At 55.1% G+C, this 24092-nt stretch carries 19 protein-coding genes; 13 read left to right on the top strand and 6 right to left on the bottom strand.

Annotated features, from left to right (window positions below; all coding sequences use genetic code 11):
• Positions 1-18 precede the first annotated feature (18 nt).
• The gene (locus tag NFS22_RS16750; RefSeq protein WP_251318851.1) at positions 19-1404 is read right to left on the bottom strand and encodes an extracellular solute-binding protein; all 1386 of its coding nucleotides are present in this window, start codon (positions 1402-1404) and stop codon (positions 19-21) included.
• Positions 1405-1597: 193 nt separating this feature from the next.
• Here NFS22_RS16750 and NFS22_RS16745 point away from each other — a divergent pair, with 193 nt between their 5' ends.
• The gene (locus NFS22_RS16745; protein WP_251318850.1) at positions 1598-2365 is read left to right on the top strand and encodes a helix-turn-helix transcriptional regulator; all 768 of its coding nucleotides are present in this window, start codon (positions 1598-1600) and stop codon (positions 2363-2365) included.
• On the opposite strand, the gene NFS22_RS16740 is transcribed toward NFS22_RS16745, so the two are convergent.
• The 4 genes from NFS22_RS16740 to NFS22_RS16725 are packed head-to-tail and all read right to left on the bottom strand — an operon-like array spanning position 2358 to position 8831.
• Positions 2358-4763 carry a glycoside hydrolase family 94 protein gene (locus NFS22_RS16740; protein ID WP_251318849.1) on the bottom strand — a complete coding sequence of 802 codons (2406 nt, stop codon included), beginning with the start codon at positions 4761-4763 and terminating at the stop codon, positions 2358-2360. The two genes, NFS22_RS16745 and NFS22_RS16740, sit on opposite strands and share 8 nt — an antisense overlap.
• Before the next feature lie 12 nt (positions 4764-4775).
• Positions 4776-7421 (bottom strand): GH36-type glycosyl hydrolase domain-containing protein, encoded by a 2646-nt coding sequence (locus NFS22_RS16735; protein ID WP_251318848.1) that lies wholly within the window; start codon positions 7419-7421, stop codon positions 4776-4778.
• 18 nt (positions 7422-7439) lie between these two features.
• Positions 7440-8207: a glycoside hydrolase family 16 protein gene (locus tag NFS22_RS16730; protein WP_251318847.1), complete on the bottom strand. Its 768-nt coding sequence runs from the start codon at positions 8205-8207 to the stop codon at positions 7440-7442.
• Positions 8208-8213: 6 nt separating this feature from the next.
• Entirely contained in the window at positions 8214-8831 is a 618-nt protein-coding gene (locus tag NFS22_RS16725) for a DUF624 domain-containing protein (RefSeq protein WP_120485501.1), read from the bottom strand.
• A 425-nt stretch (positions 8832-9256) separates the two neighbouring features.
• Between NFS22_RS16725 and NFS22_RS16720 the strand changes: the two genes are divergently transcribed.
• From NFS22_RS16720 to NFS22_RS16665, 12 genes are all read left to right on the top strand, one after another.
• Positions 9257-10036 carry a CAP domain-containing protein gene (locus NFS22_RS16720; protein ID WP_251318846.1) on the top strand — a complete coding sequence of 260 codons (780 nt, stop codon included), beginning with the start codon at positions 9257-9259 and terminating at the stop codon, positions 10034-10036.
• Positions 10037-10313: 277 nt separating this feature from the next.
• Positions 10314-10673 carry a BlaI/MecI/CopY family transcriptional regulator gene (locus tag NFS22_RS16715; RefSeq protein ID WP_251318845.1) on the top strand — a complete coding sequence of 120 codons (360 nt, stop codon included), beginning with the start codon at positions 10314-10316 and terminating at the stop codon, positions 10671-10673.
• A 1-nt stretch (position 10674) separates the two neighbouring features.
• Complete coding sequence (locus NFS22_RS16710; protein ID WP_251318844.1) at positions 10675-13026, top strand: M56 family metallopeptidase; 2352 nt, start codon at positions 10675-10677, stop codon at positions 13024-13026.
• A 157-nt stretch (positions 13027-13183) separates the two neighbouring features.
• Complete coding sequence (locus NFS22_RS16705) at positions 13184-15934, top strand: type I restriction endonuclease subunit R (protein WP_251318843.1); 2751 nt, start codon at positions 13184-13186, stop codon at positions 15932-15934.
• Between the two features lie 3 nt (positions 15935-15937).
• Positions 15938-17104, top strand: a complete 1167-nt coding sequence (locus NFS22_RS16700; RefSeq protein WP_251318842.1) for a restriction endonuclease subunit S — start codon at positions 15938-15940, stop codon at positions 17102-17104.
• A 3-nt stretch (positions 17105-17107) separates the two neighbouring features.
• On the top strand, positions 17108-17821 hold the full coding sequence (locus NFS22_RS16695; protein ID WP_251318841.1) for an Ntn hydrolase family protein: 714 nt from the start codon (positions 17108-17110) through the stop codon (positions 17819-17821).
• Positions 17822-17833: 12 nt separating this feature from the next.
• A complete protein-coding gene (locus tag NFS22_RS16690; protein WP_251318840.1) occupies positions 17834-19330 on the top strand; it encodes a class I SAM-dependent DNA methyltransferase in 1497 nt (498 codons plus the stop codon).
• 421 nt (positions 19331-19751) lie between these two features.
• Positions 19752-19964 carry a helix-turn-helix transcriptional regulator gene (locus NFS22_RS16685; protein WP_251318839.1) on the top strand — a complete coding sequence of 71 codons (213 nt, stop codon included), beginning with the start codon at positions 19752-19754 and terminating at the stop codon, positions 19962-19964.
• Positions 19961-20395, top strand: coding sequence for a helix-turn-helix domain-containing protein (locus NFS22_RS16680; RefSeq protein ID WP_251318838.1), 435 nt, complete (start codon positions 19961-19963; stop codon positions 20393-20395). The genes NFS22_RS16685 and NFS22_RS16680 overlap by 4 nt, the downstream gene beginning before the upstream one ends.
• A 374-nt stretch (positions 20396-20769) precedes the next feature.
• Positions 20770-21216 carry a hypothetical protein gene (locus tag NFS22_RS16675; RefSeq protein WP_420908882.1) on the top strand — a complete coding sequence of 149 codons (447 nt, stop codon included), beginning with the start codon at positions 20770-20772 and terminating at the stop codon, positions 21214-21216.
• A 120-nt stretch (positions 21217-21336) separates the two neighbouring features.
• Positions 21337-21633 carry a DUF6809 family protein gene (locus tag NFS22_RS16670; RefSeq protein ID WP_251318837.1) on the top strand — a complete coding sequence of 99 codons (297 nt, stop codon included), beginning with the start codon at positions 21337-21339 and terminating at the stop codon, positions 21631-21633.
• A 3-nt stretch (positions 21634-21636) separates the two neighbouring features.
• Complete coding sequence (locus tag NFS22_RS16665; protein ID WP_251318836.1) at positions 21637-22710, top strand: tyrosine-type recombinase/integrase; 1074 nt, start codon at positions 21637-21639, stop codon at positions 22708-22710.
• Here NFS22_RS16665 and NFS22_RS16660 read toward each other — a convergent pair.
• Positions 22669-23328, bottom strand: coding sequence for a homing endonuclease associated repeat-containing protein (locus NFS22_RS16660; RefSeq protein ID WP_251318835.1), 660 nt, complete (start codon positions 23326-23328; stop codon positions 22669-22671). The two genes, NFS22_RS16665 and NFS22_RS16660, sit on opposite strands and share 42 nt — an antisense overlap.
• Between the last annotated feature and the right edge of the window lie 764 nt (positions 23329-24092).

The raw sequence follows: 24092 nt of genomic DNA, 5'->3' as shown, positions 1-24092 counted from the left end.
TCCTCCTTTCACAGCGGTTTACGGCCAAAGCACGCCGCCGCCCACCAGCCAGGGGTAGCGCTCGGTGATGGCCATCTCAAAGTTGTCCTTGGCCTTGTCCAGGCTGATGACGCCGTTGAAGTAATCGCCAAAGGTGTTTTGGAACTCCTCCACACAGCCCTGGTCATAGGAGGAGATGTTGGAAAGGTCCACTGTGGCCGCCACATCGGACAGCACGCCGATGTAGTTCTGTCCGCCCAGCAGCTCGATGCCGAAGTCGGGAGACTGAGCCAGCTCCTCCATCAAAGGCTGGTCGTTGCTCATCTCGCCATAGTTCATGGCCAGGGTGCGCAGAAGGTCCCGGTCGGCGGTCATGGTCAGCATGATATCCCTGACCTGGGAGGCGTTATCGGTGCCGTTGGCGGCCACCAGCCAGGTGCCGCCCCAGAAAAAGCTCTGGGGGCTGGGGCAGACGGCCCAATCCTGGGCGGCGGCGGTATCCTTCACGTTGGGAGCGATACACACATCCAGACCCCAGGCGGGGAGGAAGAAACAGAACACCTTGGAGTCGGGGCCCATGTCCTTGTTCCACTCGTCGTTCCACTGGCCCGGCACGTTGTGGCTGATGCCGCTCTCAATGTCCTCCATGGAGCGGTCCACCCAGTTCATCATGTTGGGGTCCACCACCACGGTCTTGTCGTTCTTCACCCAGGGGGCGGAGACGTTGTTGGAATACACCCGGGCGGTGTCCGCCCGGCCGGAGTACATGTAATAGCCGGCGGCCTTCATCTGTTCCGCCGTCTCGTAAAACTTATCCCAGTCGGCCACGGCGGCGCCTACGGTCTCCAGGTCGTCGGTGCCCAGGACGGCCTTGGCGATGGAGCGGCGGTAGACCAGCATGCCGGGGGTGGCCTGGTAGCTCAATCCCCGGATCTCACCGTCGGAGCCGGTCATGGCCTCCAGGGTGTACTTGTACTGGTTGGCGATGTCCGCGTCGGTAATCCCCAGCTGGGAGATGGGGAGCGCCACATTGACCTCCGGGTCGACATATTTCAGGGCGTAGTCCGCCTCCACCAGGAACATGTCAATCCGGTCGTCGGCGGCCACCCTGCCCTGCTTGAGCAGCGCCTCATCCAGCTTCTGCTGATAGACGCCGTCCTGGGTGGGGTTGACAATCCAGTGGACCTCGGTGCCGTCCTTCAGATAGGCGATGGATTTGTCGTCCGAGAGCCGTTCCACCTGGGGGTAATTCTCGTTGAACTTGCCCTGGAACTCCTCGTTCCACACATAGATGTTCAGGACCTTGCCGCCGTCGCTGGCCTGCACACCGCTGAGCAGGCCGCCGCCGCCCCCTCCGCATCCGCTCAGCAGCCCGAGAACCGTCACGGATGCCAGCGCCAGGCCTAAGATTCTCTTTTTTCTCATGTTCCACTCCTCCTATACTCACTTTGTGCAGCCCGTGGGGCTGTCGTACTGCTAATATTATAGATAGGCAGGTATCGACCGTATATAAAAACGAACAAACTAATATCAAATCCATGACATGATTCGCTGAAACCCCTTGCAAAAATGTCAAATCCATGATATATTTGTGCCAAAATTTCAGGGAGGTGCCCCTATGGACAGACAGCCAAGCTGGCAGCCCGTTCTTCTGGAGGAGGAGGGCGAAATCACCAGCCACCGGGAGCCGGGGGAGGAATTTTTGTTCTACCGCTCGGTGGCGGCGGGCCTCATTGACGCAGTGCAGGAAAATTGCAGCCGGGGGGCCTTTGAGAACATGGAGGGGGTGGGCAAGCTCTCCGACAACCCGGTGACCAACCTGCGCTACCACTTTGTGGTCACCGCCGCCATGCTCACCCGCTTCTGCATGGAGGGCGGGATGCCTCTGGAGGAGGCCTTCGGTCTCAGCGACGAGTATATCCGAAGGATGGACTGCTGCAACAACATGTCGGAGATCGTCTATGTCCACGACCAGATGGCAATGGACTTCGTATGCCGGATGCGGCAGCTGCGGAAAAACATCGCCTCCTCCAAGCAGGTGGCTGAGGCCATCGACTACATCTACGTCCACATCATGGATAGGATCACGGTGAACGAGCTTGCTGAGGCTATTGGCATCTCCCCCACCCACCTGTCCCGGATCTTCAAGCAGGAGACGGGCATTTCGGTGAGCGAGTACATCCGCCAGCGGAAGATCGACATGGCGAAAAATCTCCTCCGGTTCAGCGACTACGACTACGTGGAGATCGCCGTCATGCTGTCCTACTCCTCCCAGAGCCACTTCATCCAGCATTTCCGCTCCCAAACGGGGATGACCCCCAAGGCCTACCGGAAGCAGAATTATCTGAACAACTGGAACGTCAATCGGGAGCCCGCCCTTACATAGTCAGAACAATTTCCGTCGTCTCAGTGAGCACTTCCGCCGGAATATAGTTCCCGGGCAGCTCCGCCCCGTTTACCGTGAGCTTTTTGCAGCCCGTCTCTTTCCCCTCCGGGTTCTCGATTTGGATGTGCAGCTTCTTCCCCCTGAAATCCTTCCATATCTCCAGCGCCTTCCACTCCTTCGGGATGGAGGGCGCTATTTTGATGCCCCCCAGGTCGGGCCGCATGCCCAGAATGCCCTCCACGCACCCCACCATGACGGTGGAAGCCGTCCCGGTGAGCCAGTGGACGTGGGACCGCCCGGCGTGGGGACTGGCTTTGCCCTCGGTGAACTGGCCGTAGCAGTAGGGCTCGATTTTGCGAATTTCCGCCCGGTCGTTCTGCATGGAGGGGGCATTCTCCTTAAAGTATGTAAAGGCCCGGTCTCCCCGGCCCATCAGGGCCTCCGCCAGAATCAGCCAGCCCTGGGACTGGGAGAACACCCCGGCGTTTTCCTTCACCCCGGCGTTGTAGATGACCGCCAGCGCTCCGTCGAAGGCGTGGGCGTGGTAGGGCGGGTCCATCAAAATGGCGCCGTACTCCGTGTTCAGCCGGTTGTAGACGTTGTCCATGACCAGCTCGGCCTGTTTTTCGTCCGCCAGGCCGCTGATCACCGCCCAGCTCTGGGGGTTGAGCCACAGGTTGGCCTCCGGGGCGCGGTGGTTTCCAATCACCTCGCCTGCCTCGGTGAAGCCCCGGATAAATCGGTCCCCGTCCCAGCACAGGTCGTTGAGCAAGGTTTTGAGTTTTCCCTGCTCCCGCTCCAGCCAGGCCAGATAGCCGCTGTCCTTCTCACAGGCGGCAAACTCCCGCAAGACGGTAAAGGCGTAGTAGAACTGGAAGGCCACAAAGGAGGATTCTCCGTTAGCCCCCAGGCGCAGGCAGTCGTTCCAGTCGGCGTGAAGTCCGGCGGGCATCCCGTGGGGTCCCAGGTGCTTCAGGGAGAAGTCCAGCGCCCGCTTCAGGTGGTCGTACACGGTTCCCTCGTCCCGGTTGGCGTAGGGGATGACCTCGTCCAGGAAGGCAGTGTTCCCCGTCTCGGCGATATACTTGTACACCGTGGGGAATAGCCACAGGGCGTCGTCCGCCCGGTAGGCGGGGTGGCCGGTCTCCCGGACGTAGGACGCGTCCTCGGGGGTGTCCTCGTGGCCGGGGTCGTGGGTAAACTTCACCAGCGGCAGGCCGCCCCCGTGGTCCACCTGGGCGGAGAGCATGAACCGCAGCTTTTCTCCTGCCGCCTCCGGCTCCAGGTGGATAATGCCCTGAATGTCCTGCACCGTGTCCCGGTAGCCGTAGCCGTTGCGCAGGCCGCAGTAGAAGAAAGAGGCCGCCCGGGACCAGGTGAAGGTGATAAAGCTGTTGTAGGCGTTCCAGGTGTTGATCATCTCGTCAAATTCTGGGCATGGGGTTTTCACCTGGAAGTGGGACAGCCGCCCGTGCCAGCGGCGGATCAGCATATCCAGCTCCCGCCGGCATACCTTGTGAGGCTCCTGGTATGCGTCCAGAAGGGCGGCGCTGTCCTGGGCGGACTTCTCTCCCAGCAGGAAAGCAATCACCTTACTCTCCCCCGGTTCCAGGGCCACAACCGTGGACAGCGCCCCGCAGCTGTTGCCGTTGTAGTTGAGGGCACCGCCCAGATCGCCCTGCTCCACCCCGATGGGGTTGCCGTAGCCCCGGTAGGGGCCCAAAAATTCCGCCTTGTCGCCGCAGAAGGAGGAGACCTCCCCCCCGGCCAGGCCGAAGAACCGCTCAATTACAATTTTCGCGTCCACATCGCCGCTCTGGGCGTCCAGATTGCCATGGATCTGCTGGCGGACGCGGTTTTTGTCGAAGATGGTCCGGGTAATAAACTGGGAGTACTGCAAATTCACCTGGTCCTGCTCATAGTTGCCGTTGTTGGTGAACTCGGCGTAGCCCGTCAGGGTCAGCGCCCGCCGCCGGTCCGACCGGTTAGTTACCGTCAGCAACCACACCTCGTGGGAGGCCCCCAGGGGGACATAGTACGCCGCCTCGCTGTGGATGCCGCTGTAGTCGGCCAGCATTTTGGTATAGCCCGTCCCGTGGCGGCACTCACTCTGATATGTATCCAAGGATTTGCCCACCGGCTGCCAGGAGGCCGACCAGAAGTCCCCGCTGTCGTTGTCCCGAAGATATATGTACCGCCCCGGCTGGTCGAACTGGTTGAACACATAGCGCAAAATCCGCCCGTTGGCCCCGGACCGGACAAAGCTGTACCCCCCGGCGTTGTTGGAGATCAGCGCGCCGTACTCCGGGGACCCCAGGTAGTTGGCCCAGGGCGCCGGGGTGTCGGGCCGGGTGATGACATACTCCCGGGTTGGGCCGTCAAAATATCCGTACTGCATTTTTTCATCTCCTCACGTCAATTCCACTCTGATGGTATTCCCGCTCTCCGGCAGGCTGTTGATTTCCTCCCGGCTGAGCACCGTCCTGGGGGCGCGGTACACCCCAAAATCCTTGCCCTCCGGGTTGGCGATTACAACATGGAACTGCTTCCCGGCAAAGGAGAGGTCGATGGCTGCCTCTCCGTTCCCGTCGAACTGTTCTCGGACCAGCTTGGGCTCGATCACCAGGTCGCCCCCCTCGCCGTGAACACCGAAGACCTGGGTGATCACCGTCAGCATATACCAGCTGGCCGCGCCGGTGAGGTAGTGGTACATCCCCCGACCGTCGGCCCGGAAATACTCGGGGATGCCAGGATAAATCCTGCTGGTTTGGAAGTCCATGGCCGTGTCCGCCAGGGCCAGGAGGGCCTTGTACCCCTCCCGGACAAAACCCCGGCGGTAGAGGGCGTTGGCGTACATCACCGTCATGTGGGAAAAGACCGCACCGTTCTCCTTCTCCCCGTAGGCGAAGCCGAACATCCGGCCCATGTCAAATTTCAACTCCCGGAAGTCGGTGTTCAGCCGGTAGCCCCCCGCCTCTTTTTTGTAGAGGTAACGGTCCGCGCTGCGGGCAATGGCCGCAACCTGTTCGTCCTCTGCCGTGCCGCTCATGATGGCGAACACCTGCCCGGTGAGCATCATGCGGACGCTGCCGTCGGGCCGTACACCCTCCACCGGGCGGCCGTGGTTGTCGTAGTAGCTGTTGAACCAGCCGTTCTCGCCGTCCGATATCCACTCCTGGCGGCGGAGGTGCTCCATGAGCCAGTCCGCCTTGATCTCCAGATTTTCTGCCAGCTCCTGGAAGGAGACCCGAACCGTGCGCCCGCTGACGTTGTGGATACACCGCCGGGTATATCGCTCCAGAATAGTGGTCTTAGCCGGAATATCCGGGTAAATTGCGGGTCCGCCCGCCAGCAGCTCCTGGACTTCCTCCAGCAGGCTGACGGTATCCCCTTCCTTCGCCATCCGGCGCAGCAGTCCGGCCAGGTCCCGGAGGTTTCCGGCGTAGGCACAGGTAAAGGCCACGCTCTCCCCGTGCTCGGCGGCCATGTCCAGGGCGTCGTTCCAGTCCGCCCCCCGGAGGCGGAAAATGTTGTGGGCTCCCACCTCATAGAAAGCGGCCAGGTGCTGGATGAGCAGGTGCTCCAGGATGGTGCCCTGGTAGATTTCTCCGCCCTCTGTCCGTTGCCGGTTTCCGTAGGCGTCGTTCCAGTCTTTGTCCATGCCCGTCCCCCGGAGGGCCTGGGGGTCCTTGAAATAGGGGGCGGGAGCGTTGAGGATATCCAGGTCCCCAGTCTGGTCAATATACAGCTTGGTGGTCATCAGGGGCCAGAGGGCGTGGTCCATCCATACTCGAGCGATGCCGTTGCGGTCGGCGATGAAGTTTCCGTCTCCCGCACCGATGATGGTGGCGTTGGTACCGTCCACCCGCACACCGCCGAAGTTTTTTCGGATCATATCCCCCACGTTCTGGGGATCCATGAGCAGCAGGGACAGGCAGTCCTGCCACAGGTCCCGCCAGCCCCGGCCTCCCCGGCCATAGTCGTGGTGGGGGAGGAAGGAGCAGCCGTAGAGCCGGCGCAGGAAGGGCTGGAAGCTCACCCACCGCATCCAGCGGTCGAAATCAGGGTTTCCGGTGTGATAGCGGACGTTCACCTGCTCCTGCCAGTGAGCCCTGGTCACGCTGAGGGCCGCCCGCACCTGTTCCACTGTGTGGAAGGAGGAGAGAACGCGGTCAATCTCTGCCTCATCCTCCGAGACGCCCAGCAGTATGATGTACTCGGCGCTCTGTCCCGGCTCCAGGGTAACAGCGGGGAAGCAGATGCCCCCCATGGCCTCCCGGCCATTTACCTTCGTTCCGGCGGGGAGGCCCTCCGCCCCCTCATAGACCGCCCGGGGCTTGAGGAAGGTGCCTCCCTCGCCAAGGAAGCCCTCCACTGTGGGGTAAAACGCCGCCGGTTTTTCTCCGGTCCCGGCGGAGCCCAGCACATAGTAGATTTTGCGGTTCTCCCGGTGGCCCTTCTCGTCAAAGGACATGGTGGGCTTCACCAGCACCCCGTGGTCCGTGGTTTTAATGCGGTGGAGCATGGAGGTCACGTTCCGGTGGTCCCTGAGGTTGTCCGCGCTCCGCCCGTAGATGGGGACGGCGGCGATGCCGGTCACATTCCGGGGGACAGTCCCCGTGTTGGTGAGCTGAACCTCCATGATCTCCACATTGTCCTGGGGCGGGACAAAGGAGGTGATCTCCGCCTTGAGGCCAAGCCGCTTCGACTCCCGCTCCACTGTCTGCCACATCAGGCCGGCGGTCAGGGCGCTCTCGTCCTGGCAGCTGGTGAAGCGGTCCGCCTCCTGTTGGGCTGACACCCCCGCAGCCGACCAGCAGCCCTCCTCCGTGGCGCACCAGAAGTTCCGGGTATTGCGGCTGGTGTGCAGGTTTTCGGAGCTTACCGGCTCCAGAAGGAAGGTCTCCTGGTCCAGCTTGCAGTCCCCACCCAGACCGGGGGTAATGGCGCTCTTCAGCCCGGCCTCGCTGGCCAGGGGGAAATAGAGACAGCTGACCGCCTCGGGATCGTTCAGCGTAAAGGTCCCGTCGTCGTCCAAAAAGTGAATTGGTTCCATTGCTTCCACCTCCAAAAATTACGGTTTCTTTTGATAGACCCGCACATAGTCCACCGCGAATACGGCGTTATCAAAATCGGTGGTCTCGTCGGGATAACCCACCCAATTCCCGCCTACAGCCAGGTTCAGAATGACATACATATCGTGGTTAAAGGGGGCAGGGAAGTCTTTTCTGATCCCGTCCTCCCCGGCGGAGTACCACTGGCTCACCTGGTAAAACTGTATGCCGTCCACATACCAGCGGAGCAGTCCCGGCTCCCAGAGGAGGGCAAAGTTGTGGAACTCCTCCGTAAAATCCCCCTGGTCCAGTGTCACCGTCCCCTGGTCCTGCTCATGAGGCAGGCCATAGTGGATAGTTCCATGGTTTGTCCCGGTCCGGTCCCCCATGACCTCCATAATGTCGATCTCCCCGCACTCCGGCCACTGGCCGTATTTGTCCTCATCGGTGGTCATCAGCCAGAAGGCGGGGAGAAAGCCTTTCCCCCGAGGCACTTTCAGCCGGGCTTCAAACAGCCCGTAAGTGAAGTCATGCTTATATTGCGTTGATATCCGCCCGGAAGTATAAGCGGCCCTTCCGTCCTCAAGGGCCGTCTTCAGGGGGCGGATCAGCAGTTTGCCGTCTCTCAAAAAAATGTTCTTCTCAGAGTCCACATACTCCTGCCATTCCTCGTTCACCCAGCCCGGCTCATGCAGCTCCACATTCCAGCGGCTCCGGTCCAGCACCGGACCGTCGAAGTTGTCCTCAAAAACCAATTTGTAATTCTGGTAAGAGAGCATATTGTCCATTTCGGTTCAGCCTCCTTGCAACGCTTCAAAGATTCTGTTCAGATAGAAGGAGTTTACCCAGGCTCCCGCTCCAAAGCCGAACAGCAGCCAGAAAGCGAACACCACTCCCAGCGAAAGAGGAATCAGCATACAGAGCAGGAGGGGCAGCAGATTGACTGTGGTCAGCAGAAATGTAACCGGCAGATTGACCAGAGCTAGCCGGGCTGCGTTGCTCAGGTGGTTGGAAAAGGTATTCTCAAAGCGGGCCAGCAAGGGAAACAGCCAGGACAGCAGGGCTGTCAAAAAAACGGCGATGATTGTTAACAGAATGAACAGCATCGGTGATATGAGCAGCGTCTCGGCATAGAGCGCAGCGCGGAGCACTGCCAGAAGAGTCACATCCACAAAGAGCATGATGGCGGCCGGAAACGATGGCAGGAAGTTTTCCCTCAGTGCCCGGAGGAAGTCTTTGATAGGTGTGTAGTCCTGTCCCCGGATCATTTTCAGTGTTACGGTGTACAGCGACGTGACAGCCGTTCCCGAAAAGACAACGGTCACACAGGAGAGGACCAACGCCAGATTCAAAAGCAACAAGTCACACACCTTTGTCAAAAACCGAATCAGCAGACCGTCTGGATGAAACATATCTGTATCCCTCCTTTTGATTATTTTATCTTAATCTAACTTTCCTATATATCAGTGTAATATCAAAAATATTAAAATCAATTCATTCTTCAATTTCAGTTTGCACCTGCGTATACAAAGAGGTCTACAAAGATTTTTTGGACAAATTTTGATAGTTTATAGGCGTTTCCGCTCCATTTTATTTACTCTCCGGCACTCTTTGAAACCAGTGTTTCCACGTGTTCCACGTCTGTCTGTGGCTAATTATGTGGTCAAGAAAATCGGTGCACCGAAAGAGGCCCTTCACAAACACAACGAAGCACTGTGTAATACGCTCGATTTTCACCCCTGTATTTCTCCGTTTATCCCTATCGACTTTCGTCTCCTATTTCGGTATTGTGCTACTTGCGAACCCCCACAAAATACTGAATCAGGAGGAAATACAAATGACCAGAGTAAAAATGCGCACCGCCGCCACACTGACAGTAGCCATCCTCACAACTGTCCTCACTGTCCCCGCCATGGCAACGGAAACGCCTGACAAATCCGTCCGGGTGAGCAGCTACAAGGGCAGTACCCTGGAGGTAGGAGAGCGTAGCGGCCTCATCATCGGCCCCAGTGGTACGGAATACACCGTCACCTCCAACGCCCCGGATGCGATAGCAGTAGAGCAGGTGCTGACTTTCTGGGTGGCTGTCGCCAAAGCGGAGGGGAGCGCGGAGATCACCGCCTTCAACCGCGCCGGGGAGCGTGGGAGCGTAACACTGACCGTCGGCCCCGCTACCCCCGCCGCATCGGAATCCCTCGCCAGCGGGGACAGCGCTGGCCTGACAGACAACATGGAGATACGGCAGGAGATGATCCGCCTCATCAACCAGACCAGAAAGGCCAATGGAGTGTCAGAATTGCCGGTCAATGAGGCCCTGATGAACGCAGCACAAGCCTGTTCCAATCGGCGATACACTTGGCATCACGCCCCGGAGGAGAGTAAAGCCGCCGCAGATGCCGGTTACCCCTATGGTTTCGGTGACAACCTCACAGTGTTCACCGGCACAGCCGACGCTGCCCAACGCGCCGTCGACAACTGGATCAACTCGCCGGGCCATTTCGAGACGATGATCGACTCCAGATGTGACTGCATCAGCGTGGGCGTTACCCAGTACGACGGCATCACCTACTGCTACATGTTCGTCGGCATACCCAACAGCGTCAACTTCTATGCATAAGCGAATAGTACTTAAGGAGGGCCGTCCAGGAAGATGGATGGCCCTTCCTCGTGGCGGCACAGAGTATAGAAAATACAACACCGGGGAGCAGATTTACTGCTCAGATATTGCGTACCAGTAAACAAGGAATTAAACCCTTTTATCAGCCCCAAAGGGTTATAAAAGGAACTCCCATTTTTGAGGCGCGACCTCATATTTTGAAAAGGTTCTTGACAAATGTGTCTACACAATGTAGTCTATACGAGAGACTATACCATGTAGACAGGAGGCTGTACTTATGGCAGAAATTCAATTAGGGGCTGTGGAGTCCCGCTTTGCGGACATCATCTGGGAGAGGGAGCCAGTGACCTCCGCCGAACTGATCAAGCTGGCCGCGGCGGAACTCACCTGGAAGCGGACAACCACACATACGGTACTGCGCCGGCTCTGCGACAAGGGCTTGTTTCAAAACAATAACGGCGTGGTGACTTCTCTTTTGTCCCGGCAGGAGTTCTATGCCCGCCACAGCAAGAAGTATGTGGATGAAACCTTTGCGGGCTCGCTCCCCGCTTTTCTTGCCGCCTTTACCAGCGAAAAGAAGCTGACAGCCGAGGAAATTACCGAGATTCGTGAGCTGATCGACAAGGCAGGTGAATGATATGGGCGAACTATTCCTGAAAACCTTGAACATGAGCATTGCCGCAAGCTGGCTGATTTTAGCGGTGGTGCTGCTCCGGTTCGCGCTGAAAAAAGCGCCGAAGTGGATTGCCGTCCTTTTGTGGGGCATTGTCGCTCTGCGGTTGACAGTTCCCTTCTCCTTCGAGAGCGCGTTGAGCCTGATCCCCAGCGCCGAGACCTTCAACGCCCATAACATCCAGTATGAGACGCCTGTCATCAGTAGCGGCATCCCCGCCGTCAACAACGCCGTGAATCCCATCTTGGATGAGACCTTTGCGCCGAATCCGGCTGGCAGCGTCAATCCACTCTATGTCTGGATATGTATTGTGTCGGTGATCTGGCTCATTGGGATCGCCGCTATGCTGCTGTATGCGGTCATCAGCTATGTGCGGGTACGCCGGAGCGTTGCGGAAAGAGCGCCCTATGAGGAAAATATTTTTCTGTGCGACCAGGTGAAGTCTCCATTTATTTTGGGACTGGTCCGGCCCAAAATCTATCTGCCCTCCAACATGGACGCCACATCCATAGAGCCGGTGATTGCCCACGAAACGGCGCACCTGGCAAGGCGTGACCACTGGTGGAAGCCCATGGGCTTTTTGATCCTGACAGTCCACTGGTTCAATCCCCTGTGCTGGGTGGCCTATGTACTGCTGTGTCGGGACATTGAGCTGGCCTGTGATGAAAAGGTCATTCGGCAGATGGATCTGGACGAAAAAAAGCAGTATTCCACTGCCCTGCTGGAGTGCAACACCCAGCGGCGGCTGGTCACAATCTGCCCGCTGGCCTTTGGAGAAGTTGGCGTAAAAGAGCGGGTGAAGAATGTGCTGAATTACAAGAAACCGGCGTTTTGGGTCATTGCTGCGGCTGTTGCCGCCTGTGCAGTGGTGACAGCATGCTTTGCAACGAACCCGAAGCAGGAACTTCCCCAAGCACAGCGCACAGTTCAGGCGCGAATTACTGAGGTCGAAGATCGCTCCTTCCTGGTCACACCAGTGGAGGGGGCTTGGGAGTTATCCTCCAGCGATTTGTTCCGTGTCTCCATCACAAATATGCCCCCGTCCTCTGAACCCCAGGTGGGAGACATTGTGGAGATAACCTATGATGGTTATATTCGGGAGAGCTATCCGGCTCAGTTCAGCAATGTTCTTACCATAAGAGTGATTTCACAGGCCGAAAAACTGACCCTTGATGATGTGGTCACGCTGTCACAAAAGGGAGACGCGCTGAGTTGGTCAGATTTTGAGCGGTATCAGGGGCGGGAAGTCGGCTTCGGTCTGTATATCATGCGTTATGAGATTGATGAACTCTTTGATGTTCTGGTGGGCGGCGTTCCAGACGAGACGCCTTGGTATATCTATCTGAGGGTCAACAATGAGGCCGATGATAGAATTGATATTCGGACAGAGGATGTTTCCATATTCGTTGAAGCGCACAGAAACGATGTGCCAAAGGTTATTGAACCAAAACCTGATGGCGGCGGTGAACCCTCGCCGGAGGAGCCCGATTTTTCCACTCTCTCCGAAGAACAGGCCGCGATCCGTCAGGCGATTCTGGAGCATAACAAATCATCCTACCCACTGGAGTACGATGTGGCCTGTTGCAGTTTCATCACGTTGGAGACACTCTCCGCCACACCTCTGGCGGGAAGCAGCACCCATAAAATCACCTATTACGGGTGGGCGCTTTATCAAGAATACCAAGTTACGAATCGCGGCTTGGAAACAACCGGCGGCAGTCATATCCCTGTGGCACTTTCCTTTGACTTGGACGAGCGCGGTTATACTCTGACCAAATATTGGGAACCCAGAGACGGCAGCTACTATGCCCAGGACATCCGCGAAAAGTTCCCTGCGCACATCGTCGAAGATGCCCTCCACGGTCAAAAGTTCGTCCTTCAGCAGACACAGGAGTGCTACGCCCAGGCGGTAGCGGCTACCGGACTGGATACCGATAAGGTGATTGGTTCTCTCATTGAGACAATTTGCAGCAGCCCTGCATTGTCCTCAAATCCGGGGGATTATATTGAAGAACACTCCATCGAGTACCGGGAACTGACATACTATGGCCGGTACACCCTGAAATACTGTTTTGCCCGGTTTGAGGAGGGCGACGAAACCGGGCTGGCCGGGCATATCATGATGTGGGCGTGTGAGGAAATTGCGACCAGCTGGGGCGAAGCCTTACTGACTGATTATGTAGTGATTACTGGTCAGGCGTGGTACGATGCGTTCAAAAGCAACGCGCTGGGTCTAGTGGAGCAATATGCGGAAATTGAGCTTGCAGAACGCTACCCGATGTCCTATCTCCTGCTCAGTATGCTTGAGAAAGTATAGACACCTCTATGCATGATCGAACAGCACCCAGGAAGGGCTGTCCAGAAGACTGGATGGCCCTTCTTCGCAGTGGCAGAAAACAATGAAACAGCGCCTTGTAACTAAAGGCTTTATCCGTTATAATGGAGTAAATTGCCGAAACAGGGAGGGAACCGTGATGTCACCAGAGGAAAAGGCCCGTCTTGCAATAGATCAGAAGCTGATTCAGTCCGGCTGGGTGATTCAGGACATGAAACACCTGAATCTGTTCTCTGCCACGGGTGTAGCTGTGCGGGAGTTTCCAACCAGCACAGGCGAGGTGGACTATGCCCTCTTCATCGACGGAACCCCTGTAGGCGTTGTGGAGGCGAAGCGGACAGAGAGCGGAGAGAAGATCACCACGGTGGAGGATCAGTCCGCACGTTATGCCGGAAGCAAATTCAAGTGGATCAAGGGAGATACAGCCATCCGCTTTGCCTACGAAGCGACGGACAAGCTGACCCGGTTCACAGACTATCACGATTTGAAATACTGCTCCCGGACGGTCTTCTCCTTTCACCGTCCGGAGACGCTGCGGGCGCTGCTAAGCGCGCCGGATACCATCCGCAACAACATGAAGCATTTTCCGCCCTTTGACACCACCGGCTTTCGGGACTGCCAGATTCGTGCGATCACGAAATTAGACCGTTCTTTCTCTGAAAACAGGCCGAGGGCACTGGTGCAGATGGCCACCGGAGCCGGTAAGACCTTTACCGCCATCACCGCCGCCTATCGCCTTTTGAAATTCGGGAAGATGAACCGTATTTTGTTCCTGGTGGACACCAAAAGTCTGGGGGAGCAGGCGGAGCGGGAGTTCCTGGCCTATACCCCCAACGACGATCCCAGGCCGTTTTCCGACATCTACGGCGTGTACCGTCTGAAGTCCTCCCGGATACCGGCCAATACACAGATTTATATCAGCACCATCCAGCGGATGTACTCTATCCTGAAGGGGGAAGATCTGGACGAGTCTGCGGAGGAAACCCCGTTCAGCGGATATGTGACTGCCAACAGCAAGGCGCCAAAGGAAGTGGTCTACAACGAAAAATACCCGCCGGAGTTCTTCGACTGCATCATCGTGGACGAGTGCCACCGCTCCATCTACAACGTCTGGAGCCAGGTGCTGGAATATTTTGACGCATTTATCATTGGCCTGACGGCCACACCGGACAAACGTACCTTTGCCTTTTTCCATCAAAATGTGGTCAGCGAGTATTCCAGAGAGCAGGCCATTATCGACGGCGTCAACGTGGGCGAGGACATCTTTCTCATTGAGACAGAAGTGGGGCAGCATGGCGGATATATCGTGAAGCAGCAGATTGAATACCGGAACCGCCTGTCCCGGGAGAAACGATGGAAGCAGATGGACGAGGATGTCAGCTATGTGCCCTCCCGCCTTGACCGGGATATCGTCAACCCCAGCCAGATCCGGACTGTGATTCGGGCGTTCCGGGAAAATCTGTATACCGTTCTGTTTCCCCGCAGAAGCGAGGTTCCCAAGACGCTGATTTTTGCCAAAACTGACAGCCACGCGGACGACATCATCCAAATCGTCCGGGAAGAGTTTGGCGAGGGTAACGAATTCTGTAAGAAGATTACCTATTCTGCGGATGACCCGGAAGGAGCCCTTTCTGATTTCCGCAACAGTTTCAATCCCAGAATTGCCGTCACTGTGGACATGATTGCCACCGGAACGGACGTGAAGCCTATCGAGTGCCTGATCTTCATGCGGGACGTGCGGAGCAAGAACTATTTCGAGCAGATGAAGGGCCGGGGAACCCGGACGCTGAGCAAGGATGATCTGCAAAAGGTAACTCCCTCCGCCACAGAGAACAAGGACCATTTTGTCATCGTGGACGCAGTGGGCGTCACCAGATCCAAGAAGTCGGACACCCGTGCCCTGGAGCGTAAGCCCTCCGTCTCCCTGAAAGAACTGATGATGAATGTGGCGCTGGGGGCGAAGGATGAGGACACCCTCACCTCCCTGGCCAGCCGCATCGTCCGCCTGAATGCCCAGATGACAGCCTCTGAGCGGAAGGAGTTCCAGGAGATTACCGGGGCCTCCGCCGGTCAGACCGCCCAGGCTCTGTTGGACGCCTTTGACCCGGACGTCATCGCAGCCCATGCGGGGGTGTCCCTGCCAGAGGAGGGCGAACCCACCCAGGAACAGCAGGCGCTGCTGGATGCCGCCCAGCGGGAGCTCTCCTCTGCCGCCGCCGCCCCGTTCCACAGGCCGGAGGTGCGGGACTACATCGAAAACGTCCGCCGGAACCACGAGCAGATTATTGACAATGTGAACATTGATACGGTGTTATATGCCGGGTACGACGTCAGCCAGGAGGAGACCGCCAGTCGGGTCATTGAGACCTTCCGAGAGTTTATCCAGGAAAACCGGGATGAGATCACGGCCCTGCGGATTATCTATGACCAGAGATACAAGGACCGCCCCATGGCCATTGCCAAGCTCAAGGCGCTGTATGAAAAGCTGAAGGCCCGAAACATCACGGTTGACAGGCTGTGGGACTGCTACGCTATCAAACAGCCAGACAAGGTGAAGAGGGGGACGATGGTGCAGCTGGCCGACCTGGTATCCCTCATCCGGTTTGAGACGGGCGCGACGGATACCCTTGTCCCCTTTGCCGAGCGGGTCAGCTACAATTTCCAGCAGTGGTCCTTCCGCCGCAACGCCGGCGCCGTCCACTTTACCGAGGAGCAGATGGAGTGGCTTCGGCTCATCAAGGACCACATCGCCGCCTCCCTCAGTGTGGTGCTGGTGGACCTGGACCTCAGCCCCTTTGACCGCAAGGGCGGCCTTGGACGGTTCTATGAGGTGTTCGGGGAGGATTATGAGAAGATTTTGATGGAATTGAATGTGGAGTTGGTGGCGTAAAGCATGTACAAGATAAAAAAGCTGAAAGATTGCGCTACGATTATTGCAGGCCAGTCTCCAGAATCAAAATATTACAATACAGAAGGCATTGGTATACCTTTTTTTCAAGGCAAAGCGGATTTTGGAGAGTTATACCCAACTGTACGCGTGTACTGCTCACAACCTACAAAAATTGCAGAAAAAGACGATATACTGTTATCAGTTCGCGCTCCAGTCGGACCAACAAACCTTTCTCCTGGACGAGTTTGTATTGGCCGAGGTCTGGCAGCAATAAGGCCGTTTTCAGATATGAGTTTGCGTTACTTATTATATTACTTTAGATTTTTTGAATCGCAATTATCTGCTAAGGGCACGGGAACTACTTTCAAAGCAATTACACAGGCGACAATAAAAAATCTTGATGTGCCTGTCCCACCCCTTCCCGACCAAGAGCATATCGTTTTCCGCATCGAGGAGCTGTTCTCCCAGCTGGACGCCAGCGTGGCCGAACTGAAAACGGCAAAGGAACGGCTGAAGGTGTACCGGCAGGCGGTGCTGAAAGAGGCGTTTGAGGGAGACTATCCACAGGTACAGTTAAAGGAAATTTCAACTGCTATAAGCGGGTATGCTTTCAAAAGTAAATTGTATACGTCAGATGGCAAATATATTGTGGTCAAAATCGGGAATGTAAAGGAACGCCATTTTGAATTTAGCCGGGACTTAACTCGAACGAATGAAGCTGATGAAACAATTCTTGACAAGTATCTGCTACAACGTGGAGATTGCTTGATAACCTTGACTGGATCGCGAGGAAAGCGGGATTATGGTTTTGTAACTATGATTAAAGATCAAACAAACTATTTATTGAACCAGAGAGTTGCCGCAATTAGATTTAATAGGAAAGAAGCAATACCCGAATTTTTTCAGTATTATCTTGCTTCTCCATCCTATAGAAGCGCTTTTTTCCGTTATGAAACGGGTAATGTTGGCCAAGGGAATGTAGGTATCAAGGCGTTAACAGAACCAATAGTTATTCTGCCTAATATTGAGCAACAATGGCGAATAGTTGAGGAAATCGAATCCCGCTTATCTGTCTGTGACAGCATTGAAAAAACGGTGGACACCGCCTTGCAACAGGCCAAAGCCCTGCAGCAGAGTATTTTGAAGAAGGCGTTTAAAGGAGGATTTTAACATATGTCATTTATTATTACTGTATATACCAATGAAGGCATTATTATGGCAAGCGACAGTCGAACAACCTATTCAAATCAGACTGTTTTACCAAATGGAGAAATACGACATAATTTTGGAGTCCAAATAACGGATACTACATATAAAACATTTATCTGTAACTTGCGCATTGGTTTATCAACGTGTGGTGATGCCTCAATAAATGGCACTCCTATAGCCGGTTTTATTGAAAACTTTATTTCTCAGAAAGTGACAGATGACGATTCTGTTGAGGCAATATGTGACAAAGTGATGGAACATTTTTCACAATATGATCCTGTCCCTGCAACCAGTTTCATTGTAGCCGGCTATAATATTGACGATCAAAAGCAACATATTTGTAGGGTATATATTGCAACAAAAGAAATAATTCCAATTATAGATACAAGTATTCCAGGAACTTTATGGGACGGAGAGGCTGATATACTTAAAAGGTTGGTTAAATTCGTCGGAATAAAAAATGAAGATGGTACTTATACCGACTTGCCCAACTATTCTATAGGATTTAATTTCTTTACTCTGCAGGATGCGATCAACTTTGCTGAATATGCCGTTGATGTTACTATTAAGACAATGTCATTCCAGGATTGTGTTAAAACTGTAGGTGGACCGATTGATATTTTGGCCATAAAGCCAAGCGGGATATTCTGGATTCAACATAAAGAGCTACATATATAAGGAGTAACAACCATGTCTGACCAAACCTCCACCATCATCTCCAAAGTCTGGGGCATGTGCAACCCCCTGCGGGACAACGGTGTGTCCTACGGCGACTATCTGGAGCAGCTTACCTATCTGATCTTCCTGAAAATGTCGGACGAGTACTCCAAGCCACCCTACAGGCGGGAGACCGGCATCCCCTTCGGATATACTTGGGCGGACATGAACACCCTCAAGGGCGCAGAACTGGAGGAGCAGTACAAAGCCACCCTGGAAAAGCTGGGGGAACAAGGCGGCATCCTGGGGAAGATTTTCAAGGGCGCGGTAAACAAGATCAGCAGCGCCGCCATCCTGTACCGCATCGTGCAGATGATTGATCAGGAGCGGTGGGTGTCCATGTCCTCCGATGTGAAGGGCGAGATCTATGAGGGACTGCTCCAGAAAAATGCGGAGGACGTGAAAAGCGGCGCAGGGCAGTACTTCACGCCCCGGCCCCTCATCCGGGCCATGGTGCGCTGTGTTCGTCCGGAGCCCATGAAAACCATCGCGGACCCCTGCTGCGGCAGCGGCGGCTTCTTTCTCGCCGCACAGGAGTATATCGCGGATGAAGCCCACTATACCCTGGACCGGGAGAAAAAAGAGTTCCTCAAAAACCAGACCTTCTATGGCAACGAGCTAGTCCCCTCCACCTTCAAGCTGTGCCTGATGAATTTGTATCTCCACAACATCGGGGACATCTACGGAAACGTCCCCGTCACTCTGGGGGATGCACTGCTGACCGACCCCGGCTACCGGGTGGACTATGTGCTGACCAACCCGCCCTTTGGCAAGAAGTCCTCCATCACCTTCACCAATGAGGAGGGGGAGCAGGAGGAGGAAGACCTGGTTTACAACCGAACCGACTTCTGGACCACCAGCTCCAACAAGCAACTGAATTTTGTCCAGCACATCAACATGCTCCTGAACGCCAGGGGCAAAGCGGCGGTGGTGGTGCCGGACAACGTGCTCTTCGAGGGCGGCGCCGGAGAGACGGTGCGCCGGAAACTGCTGGAGACCACCGACCTGCACACGATCCTGCGCCTGCCCACTGGGATTTTCTATAAGCCGGGCGTCAAGGCAAACGTGATTTTCTTTGACAAGCGCCCCGCCAGCCCGGAGCGGCAGACGAAAGAGGTGTGGGTGTACGACTTCCGCACCAACATCCATTTCACGCTGAAGCAACATCCCATGACGGACGCCGATCTGGAGGATTTTATCTCCTGCTTCCATCCGGAGAACCGGCATCAGCGCCATGAGACATGGTCGGAGGATCAGCCGGATGGCCGCTGGAGGAAATTCACCGTTCAGGAAATTCTGGACCGGGATAAAGCCAGTCTGGATATCTTCTGGACCAAGGACAAATCTCTTGCGGACCTGGACAGCCTGCCCACACCGGATGAATTGGCTCTGGATATTATCGAAAATCTCCAGAGCGCACTGGATGGTTTCCAAGAGCTTATGCAGCAACTAAACACGATACCGGAATGATAGTTCTATGCACATCTATCATGATGTTTCACGAAATACACCTGCAAGGGTCAACCTCTGTAGGTGTATCTCTATTTCTGTGTTACTTACAGCAAAACTATTTATTATGTGCTGTTGCAAAAAAATTTATACGCTCCCTCTTGACAAAAGCTGCCTGATCGAGTATCCTATGCACAGAACGTATATTCGAGTACAACAACTGAATAAACTGCCTCGCTCTACTTCCGACTTACATATCCGAGGCTGTGCAAGATCTCGCGGTACAATATTCTGTACCGCTGGTTGTTTTGCCAGCAGGGATGTGCAGGTTTTTTTATTTTCTCTGGTATGGCAAGAACAGTGTGGACGGCTATCACACTCTGTCCTGTGCTCCAATGCAGAGAGAAAAATCATCACAACTGATAAGGAGAGCAAGTACAGTATGAAAGAATCCAGCTACAAGAGATACGACGAACTGCCGCTGTTCCTGAATGCAGCAACGGTGGCAAAGGTGCTGGGTGTCTCACCGTCCAGCGGGTATGAGCTGATGCACGAACCGGATTTTCCGGTTCTGAAAGTTGGCAGCAGGCTCGTAGTGCCCAAAGAGAAATTTGTGGAGTGGGTGTCGCAGCACACCCAAGGAGGTGCGGAGTGAAGTACACACCGTGGCCCAAGCGTGATCCGGTCAAGAACTACTTCCAGCTGCCCAACGAGATATTCCTGCTGGGCCTGTCGCCTGGTGCGCTGGCGGTTTACTCCTACCTGCTCTGCTGCGAAAACAGGAAGACGTACCAGTGCTGGCCCAGCTACAAGACTATCGGCAGAGCGGTTCGGATGAGCGCCAACACTGTCCGCAAGTATGTGTGTGAGCTGGAGGAGCGGCAACTCATCAGTACAGAGAGCACGACGGTCACCACCAAGGCTGGTCTGAAGCGCAACGGCAACCTGCTCTACACCATCCGTCCGATCCAACTGGCGCTCGACCAGTTCTACGAACAGCAACTGGCGCAGATAGATGTGGCGGCTGAACGTCAGCGAGTCGCAAAGGCACTCGCTCTCCACAGCAACAGTGCGCACTCAGCGTGACAGCCTGTGCGCCGCTGTGTGGCCTCGCTGGTACCCAGAGGGTAACAAGCCGCCGCTCACCGCAGATGCGGTTGTGTCCAAAGCGTGTGGCCTGTGTGCGCCATCCAACAAATTCAGCACAGCCGAAAGTGGCAGGTGAACCGGGGGGTCGAAAAATGTGCAGGATAAAGGCAGGTGGTCGCTTACGCGCCCCCCTGCCAGCCACACCGCCCCGCAACGCGGGTCGGGGCTTTTCCATAGGTGGTCGGTTTTACCCACTATTGGCTGTCTCAGGTGGTCAGAATGAAGGATAACAGAGGAAAAACCGCCCTGTTTCAACCTTTTCCAGGGTGGCTGTGGCAGGTGGTTTTCCAACAAAAAGGAGGAATTTTTCAATGAGCAAAAAAACACACGTTTCGGTAGAACCAAATACATCCGTAGAAGTCAAGACGCGCATTCCCGTCTGGCTGTACCCGTCCACGCTGGAGGTGATGGACAGAGCGATGAAAATTGCGAACTGCAAAAGCCGCAGTGAGTATCTGGAGAAGGCCGCGCTGTTCTACGCCGGCTACGTCTCCGGTCAGGACGCTACCGCCTATCTGCCGCCCGCGCTGGCCTCCGTCCTGCGCGGAACGGTGCAGGACACGGAGAACCGAATCTGCCGTCTGCTCTTCAAGCTGGCGGTGGAGTTGGACATGGTGATGAATGTGCTGGCTGCAGGGATGGAAATTCCTGATGAACAGCTCAAGGCACTGCGGGGCCGGTGCGTCCAGAACGTGAAAAAGACCAGCGGCAGTATCTCATTGGACGACGCTGTCCGTTACCAAAGGGGCGGCCTGTGATCACCCATCCCCCGCTCAGATTCTGCGCCGCAAAACAAAGAATAAAAGTCCTCGAAAAAAGTAGTAGCTATTCCCGCCAAGGTGTGGTATGTGTTGGTGTTGCAAAGGAGGCAGCTGGAGATGAGAAAAACACTGGAAGATCTCTACTATGGCAACATCATACCCAACGAACAGCAGATGACACCTGGCTCAGAACTGAAGCGGGCAGTAGACCGTGTCGCCAAATATGAAAAGCAGCTCATGGAACAGCTGGAGGAAACCGAGCAGGAGACTCTTACAAAACTTATCCGGTCACAGCATGAGATCAACAGCATCACAGCAACCGAGAATTTTATCCTGGGCTTTCGGCTGGGTGTCAGGATCATGGCAGAGTGCATGGATGACAACGATGGTGATATTCGGAATGGAGGTGAATGACAGATGGCAAAGCGCAGACCGTCTGGCGATGGCATGGTGCGCAAACGCGACGACGGTCGGTGGGAGGGCCGCATCGTGGTGGGCCACAAAGAAAACGGAGACTCCATCTTCCACTACGTCTACGCTCCCACGCAGAAAGAACTGTCCGTAAAACTCCGGCAGGAGATCAACGCCTACCAGGGTGTAGACCTGACCGAGGACAGTTCTATGACGCTGGGCGATTGGCTGGATCGCTGGCTGGACGGGTACATGGCAGGCACTGTGCGCCCCAGTACCCTCCAGGCCTATCGCCGCTACGCTGACCTCTACATCAAACCCACCCTCGGCGACAGGCCGCTCAATCAAATTACCCCGGCAGAAATACAAAAGCTGTACGCCCATCTGAAAAAGCGGGGCCGAGTCCGCAAACACGAAAAATACGGACAGCAGTTGTCCGACAGCATGGTACACTGTATCCACACTCTGCTCCACGGGGCGATGGGCGCGGCGGAGCAATTCCGGCTAATCCCCAGAAATCCAGTTGCGGAGGTCACTGTACCCAAACGAAAGCTGCCGCCCAAGCAAATCCTCAACGTTGAACAGCTCGATACGTTCATGGCCGCGATTCAAGCGGACGATATTTGGCACGACTTTTTCTACACCGAACTGACCACCGGCCTGCGGCTGGGTGAGATATGCGGCCTGCGCTGGGAGGACTTCGACGCGGAGCATGGAGTGCTGAACATCCAACGCACCGTTCATGTGGAGAAGGGTGGCGTACTTACTACCGGGGACACCAAAACCTACGCTGGTACTCGTAAAATCGTCCTGCCAGCCAGTACGGTACAGTGTCTGCGAGAGAGAAAAGAAGCAGCACTCACCGATTGGATATTCCCCAATCCGCTGAAGCCAGAGCTGCCCGTCAATCCCCGCGCCGCCTACAGCCGATTGAAGGTACTGCTGAAAGACACCGACCTGCCCAGCATCCGATTTCACGATCTCAGGCACCCAAATGTCAAGCCCAAGACAAAGAATTTTTATTCATTTCTCAGCCATTTATGCGTTCAACGAGTCACTCTTTCCCCAATTACATTTTGAGCAAAGCGTCTGTAAATTCTCAATTACAGTTTCTCCACCTTTTGCCCATGGTTTAATGTGATCGACGTGTAAATCTACTGATGGGTCTTTCGCAGGCGATGCCCCACAAGAACAACATTTGAAATTATCTCTTGACATTACTTTGAAACGCATACGCAAGTTAATATCTCTGCTGGTCTTATGAGTGGTATTAGGCTTTGCTTCGATTTGGTAAACCTCCAAGCTTTCTTGAGAGTTGTAATAGTCAACAAATGATTTTAAGGCTACTGACCATTTACCAAACCTACGTTCATACGCTTTGTAAGAGATGGGAGATTGAAAAAGAGACAAGTCACGCCTTGACGGTTGGTGTCCAATTTTAATCCATAACTCGGCCAAATTATCAAATAGCTCCCGATCTGCATATTGTCTGTTGGAAATTTGCAATCCCGCTATACTCAAAGCTTTATTCCAAGTCTCAAAATGCCGGATAATTGTAGACGGGTCATAGCGTCCGTGCTCTTTGTATTCTGCTATTGTGAGTGACTGCTTGCCCGTTTCATTTGACACCCTTTGAAGGTCTAACAATAGTTCAGTATCTGTTACGCTATTAGTTTTGTCCGTATATTCTAATAACATAGTCATTTATCTCCAATTTCTTTAACATGTATATGGAGCTATTATACTATGCAAATAAGAAAAGTGTCAACAAATTAGTATCTGCTTTCATCCCGATAACCAAAAACGTAGCAAGCAGGGCATCGGAATATCGTTTTCGATATTCCGATGCAGCTTGTTGGGGTTCCCCCAAGCCCCGGACTGGCCGCTTTGCGTCCAGTCGAACGCACCTGTCGGTGCGGCACCATGCTTCGCATGACCAGCAGGGAGAAAGTGATGTAGCAACATCATGGGGGTAGCCGCAGAGCGGCGCAAAGGGCGTGCCCCTTGTACGGAGCAAAGCGACGCAAGCTGCCTGGAGCGGTGACAGGTCAGCGATCCAGGCAGCAGCCTCGCAGAGCGCACGGATACATTGCCGCAGGCCATGTATAGAAGTGCGCCGTTCCTCGCAGGTACTCGGAACGGGAACGGCTTAATCACTTGCACGAGGCGCACGGACTAACCCGCACTGGTCCGCCTGAGCAGTCCTAGGCACAAGACCCGCCGCAAGGCTCACCGTCCTGTCTCCTGCTGGTAAAAAGCACCCAGCCGGGACGCTATGCGGTCCCGGCTGGATGCTATACACTGTCTTTGTCCTTTACGTTACACCTCGCTTTTTGGCTTCCCTCGTTGCGCCTATTTTTTGCAGGGGATTAGGTGGAAAAAGAACTAGGCTCTGTTCACATAAGGGCATCAACGATAAGCGCAAAATGGACAAAGGCCAAAAAGACAACATCAAGTTTGTC

The sequence above is a fragment of the Flintibacter muris genome (genome assembly GCF_943192995.1).
GTDB classification, from domain to species: domain Bacteria; phylum Bacillota; class Clostridia; order Oscillospirales; family Oscillospiraceae; genus Lawsonibacter; species Lawsonibacter muris.
This window is presented reverse-complemented; position numbering and strand designations above follow the sequence as displayed.

What these genes read in the sequence shown, in the direction of transcription:
- NFS22_RS16750 (WP_251318851.1), bottom strand. Translation starts at nt 1,404, where the DNA reads ATGAGAAAAAAGAGAATCTTAGGCCTGGCGCTGGCATCCGTGACGGTT.
- NFS22_RS16745 (WP_251318850.1), top strand. Translation starts at nt 1,598, where the DNA reads ATGGACAGACAGCCAAGCTGGCAGCCCGTTCTTCTGGAGGAGGAGGGC.
- NFS22_RS16740 (WP_251318849.1), bottom strand. Translation starts at nt 4,763, where the DNA reads ATGCAGTACGGATATTTTGACGGCCCAACCCGGGAGTATGTCATCACC.
- NFS22_RS16735 (WP_251318848.1), bottom strand. Translation starts at nt 7,421, where the DNA reads ATGGAACCAATTCACTTTTTGGACGACGACGGGACCTTTACGCTGAAC.
- NFS22_RS16730 (WP_251318847.1), bottom strand. Translation starts at nt 8,207, where the DNA reads ATGGACAATATGCTCTCTTACCAGAATTACAAATTGGTTTTTGAGGAC.
- NFS22_RS16725 (WP_120485501.1), bottom strand. Translation starts at nt 8,831, where the DNA reads ATGTTTCATCCAGACGGTCTGCTGATTCGGTTTTTGACAAAGGTGTGT.
- NFS22_RS16720 (WP_251318846.1), top strand. Translation starts at nt 9,257, where the DNA reads ATGACCAGAGTAAAAATGCGCACCGCCGCCACACTGACAGTAGCCATC.
- NFS22_RS16715 (WP_251318845.1), top strand. Translation starts at nt 10,314, where the DNA reads ATGGCAGAAATTCAATTAGGGGCTGTGGAGTCCCGCTTTGCGGACATC.
- NFS22_RS16710 (WP_251318844.1), top strand. Translation starts at nt 10,675, where the DNA reads ATGGGCGAACTATTCCTGAAAACCTTGAACATGAGCATTGCCGCAAGC.
- NFS22_RS16705 (WP_251318843.1), top strand. Translation starts at nt 13,184, where the DNA reads ATGTCACCAGAGGAAAAGGCCCGTCTTGCAATAGATCAGAAGCTGATT.
- NFS22_RS16700 (WP_251318842.1), top strand. Translation starts at nt 15,938, where the DNA reads ATGTACAAGATAAAAAAGCTGAAAGATTGCGCTACGATTATTGCAGGC.
- NFS22_RS16695 (WP_251318841.1), top strand. Translation starts at nt 17,108, where the DNA reads ATGTCATTTATTATTACTGTATATACCAATGAAGGCATTATTATGGCA.
- NFS22_RS16690 (WP_251318840.1), top strand. Translation starts at nt 17,834, where the DNA reads ATGTCTGACCAAACCTCCACCATCATCTCCAAAGTCTGGGGCATGTGC.
- NFS22_RS16685 (WP_251318839.1), top strand. Translation starts at nt 19,752, where the DNA reads ATGAAAGAATCCAGCTACAAGAGATACGACGAACTGCCGCTGTTCCTG.
- NFS22_RS16675 (WP_420908882.1), top strand. Translation starts at nt 20,770, where the DNA reads ATGAGCAAAAAAACACACGTTTCGGTAGAACCAAATACATCCGTAGAA.
- NFS22_RS16670 (WP_251318837.1), top strand. Translation starts at nt 21,337, where the DNA reads ATGAGAAAAACACTGGAAGATCTCTACTATGGCAACATCATACCCAAC.
- NFS22_RS16665 (WP_251318836.1), top strand. Translation starts at nt 21,637, where the DNA reads ATGGCAAAGCGCAGACCGTCTGGCGATGGCATGGTGCGCAAACGCGAC.
- NFS22_RS16660 (WP_251318835.1), bottom strand. Translation starts at nt 23,328, where the DNA reads ATGTTATTAGAATATACGGACAAAACTAATAGCGTAACAGATACTGAA.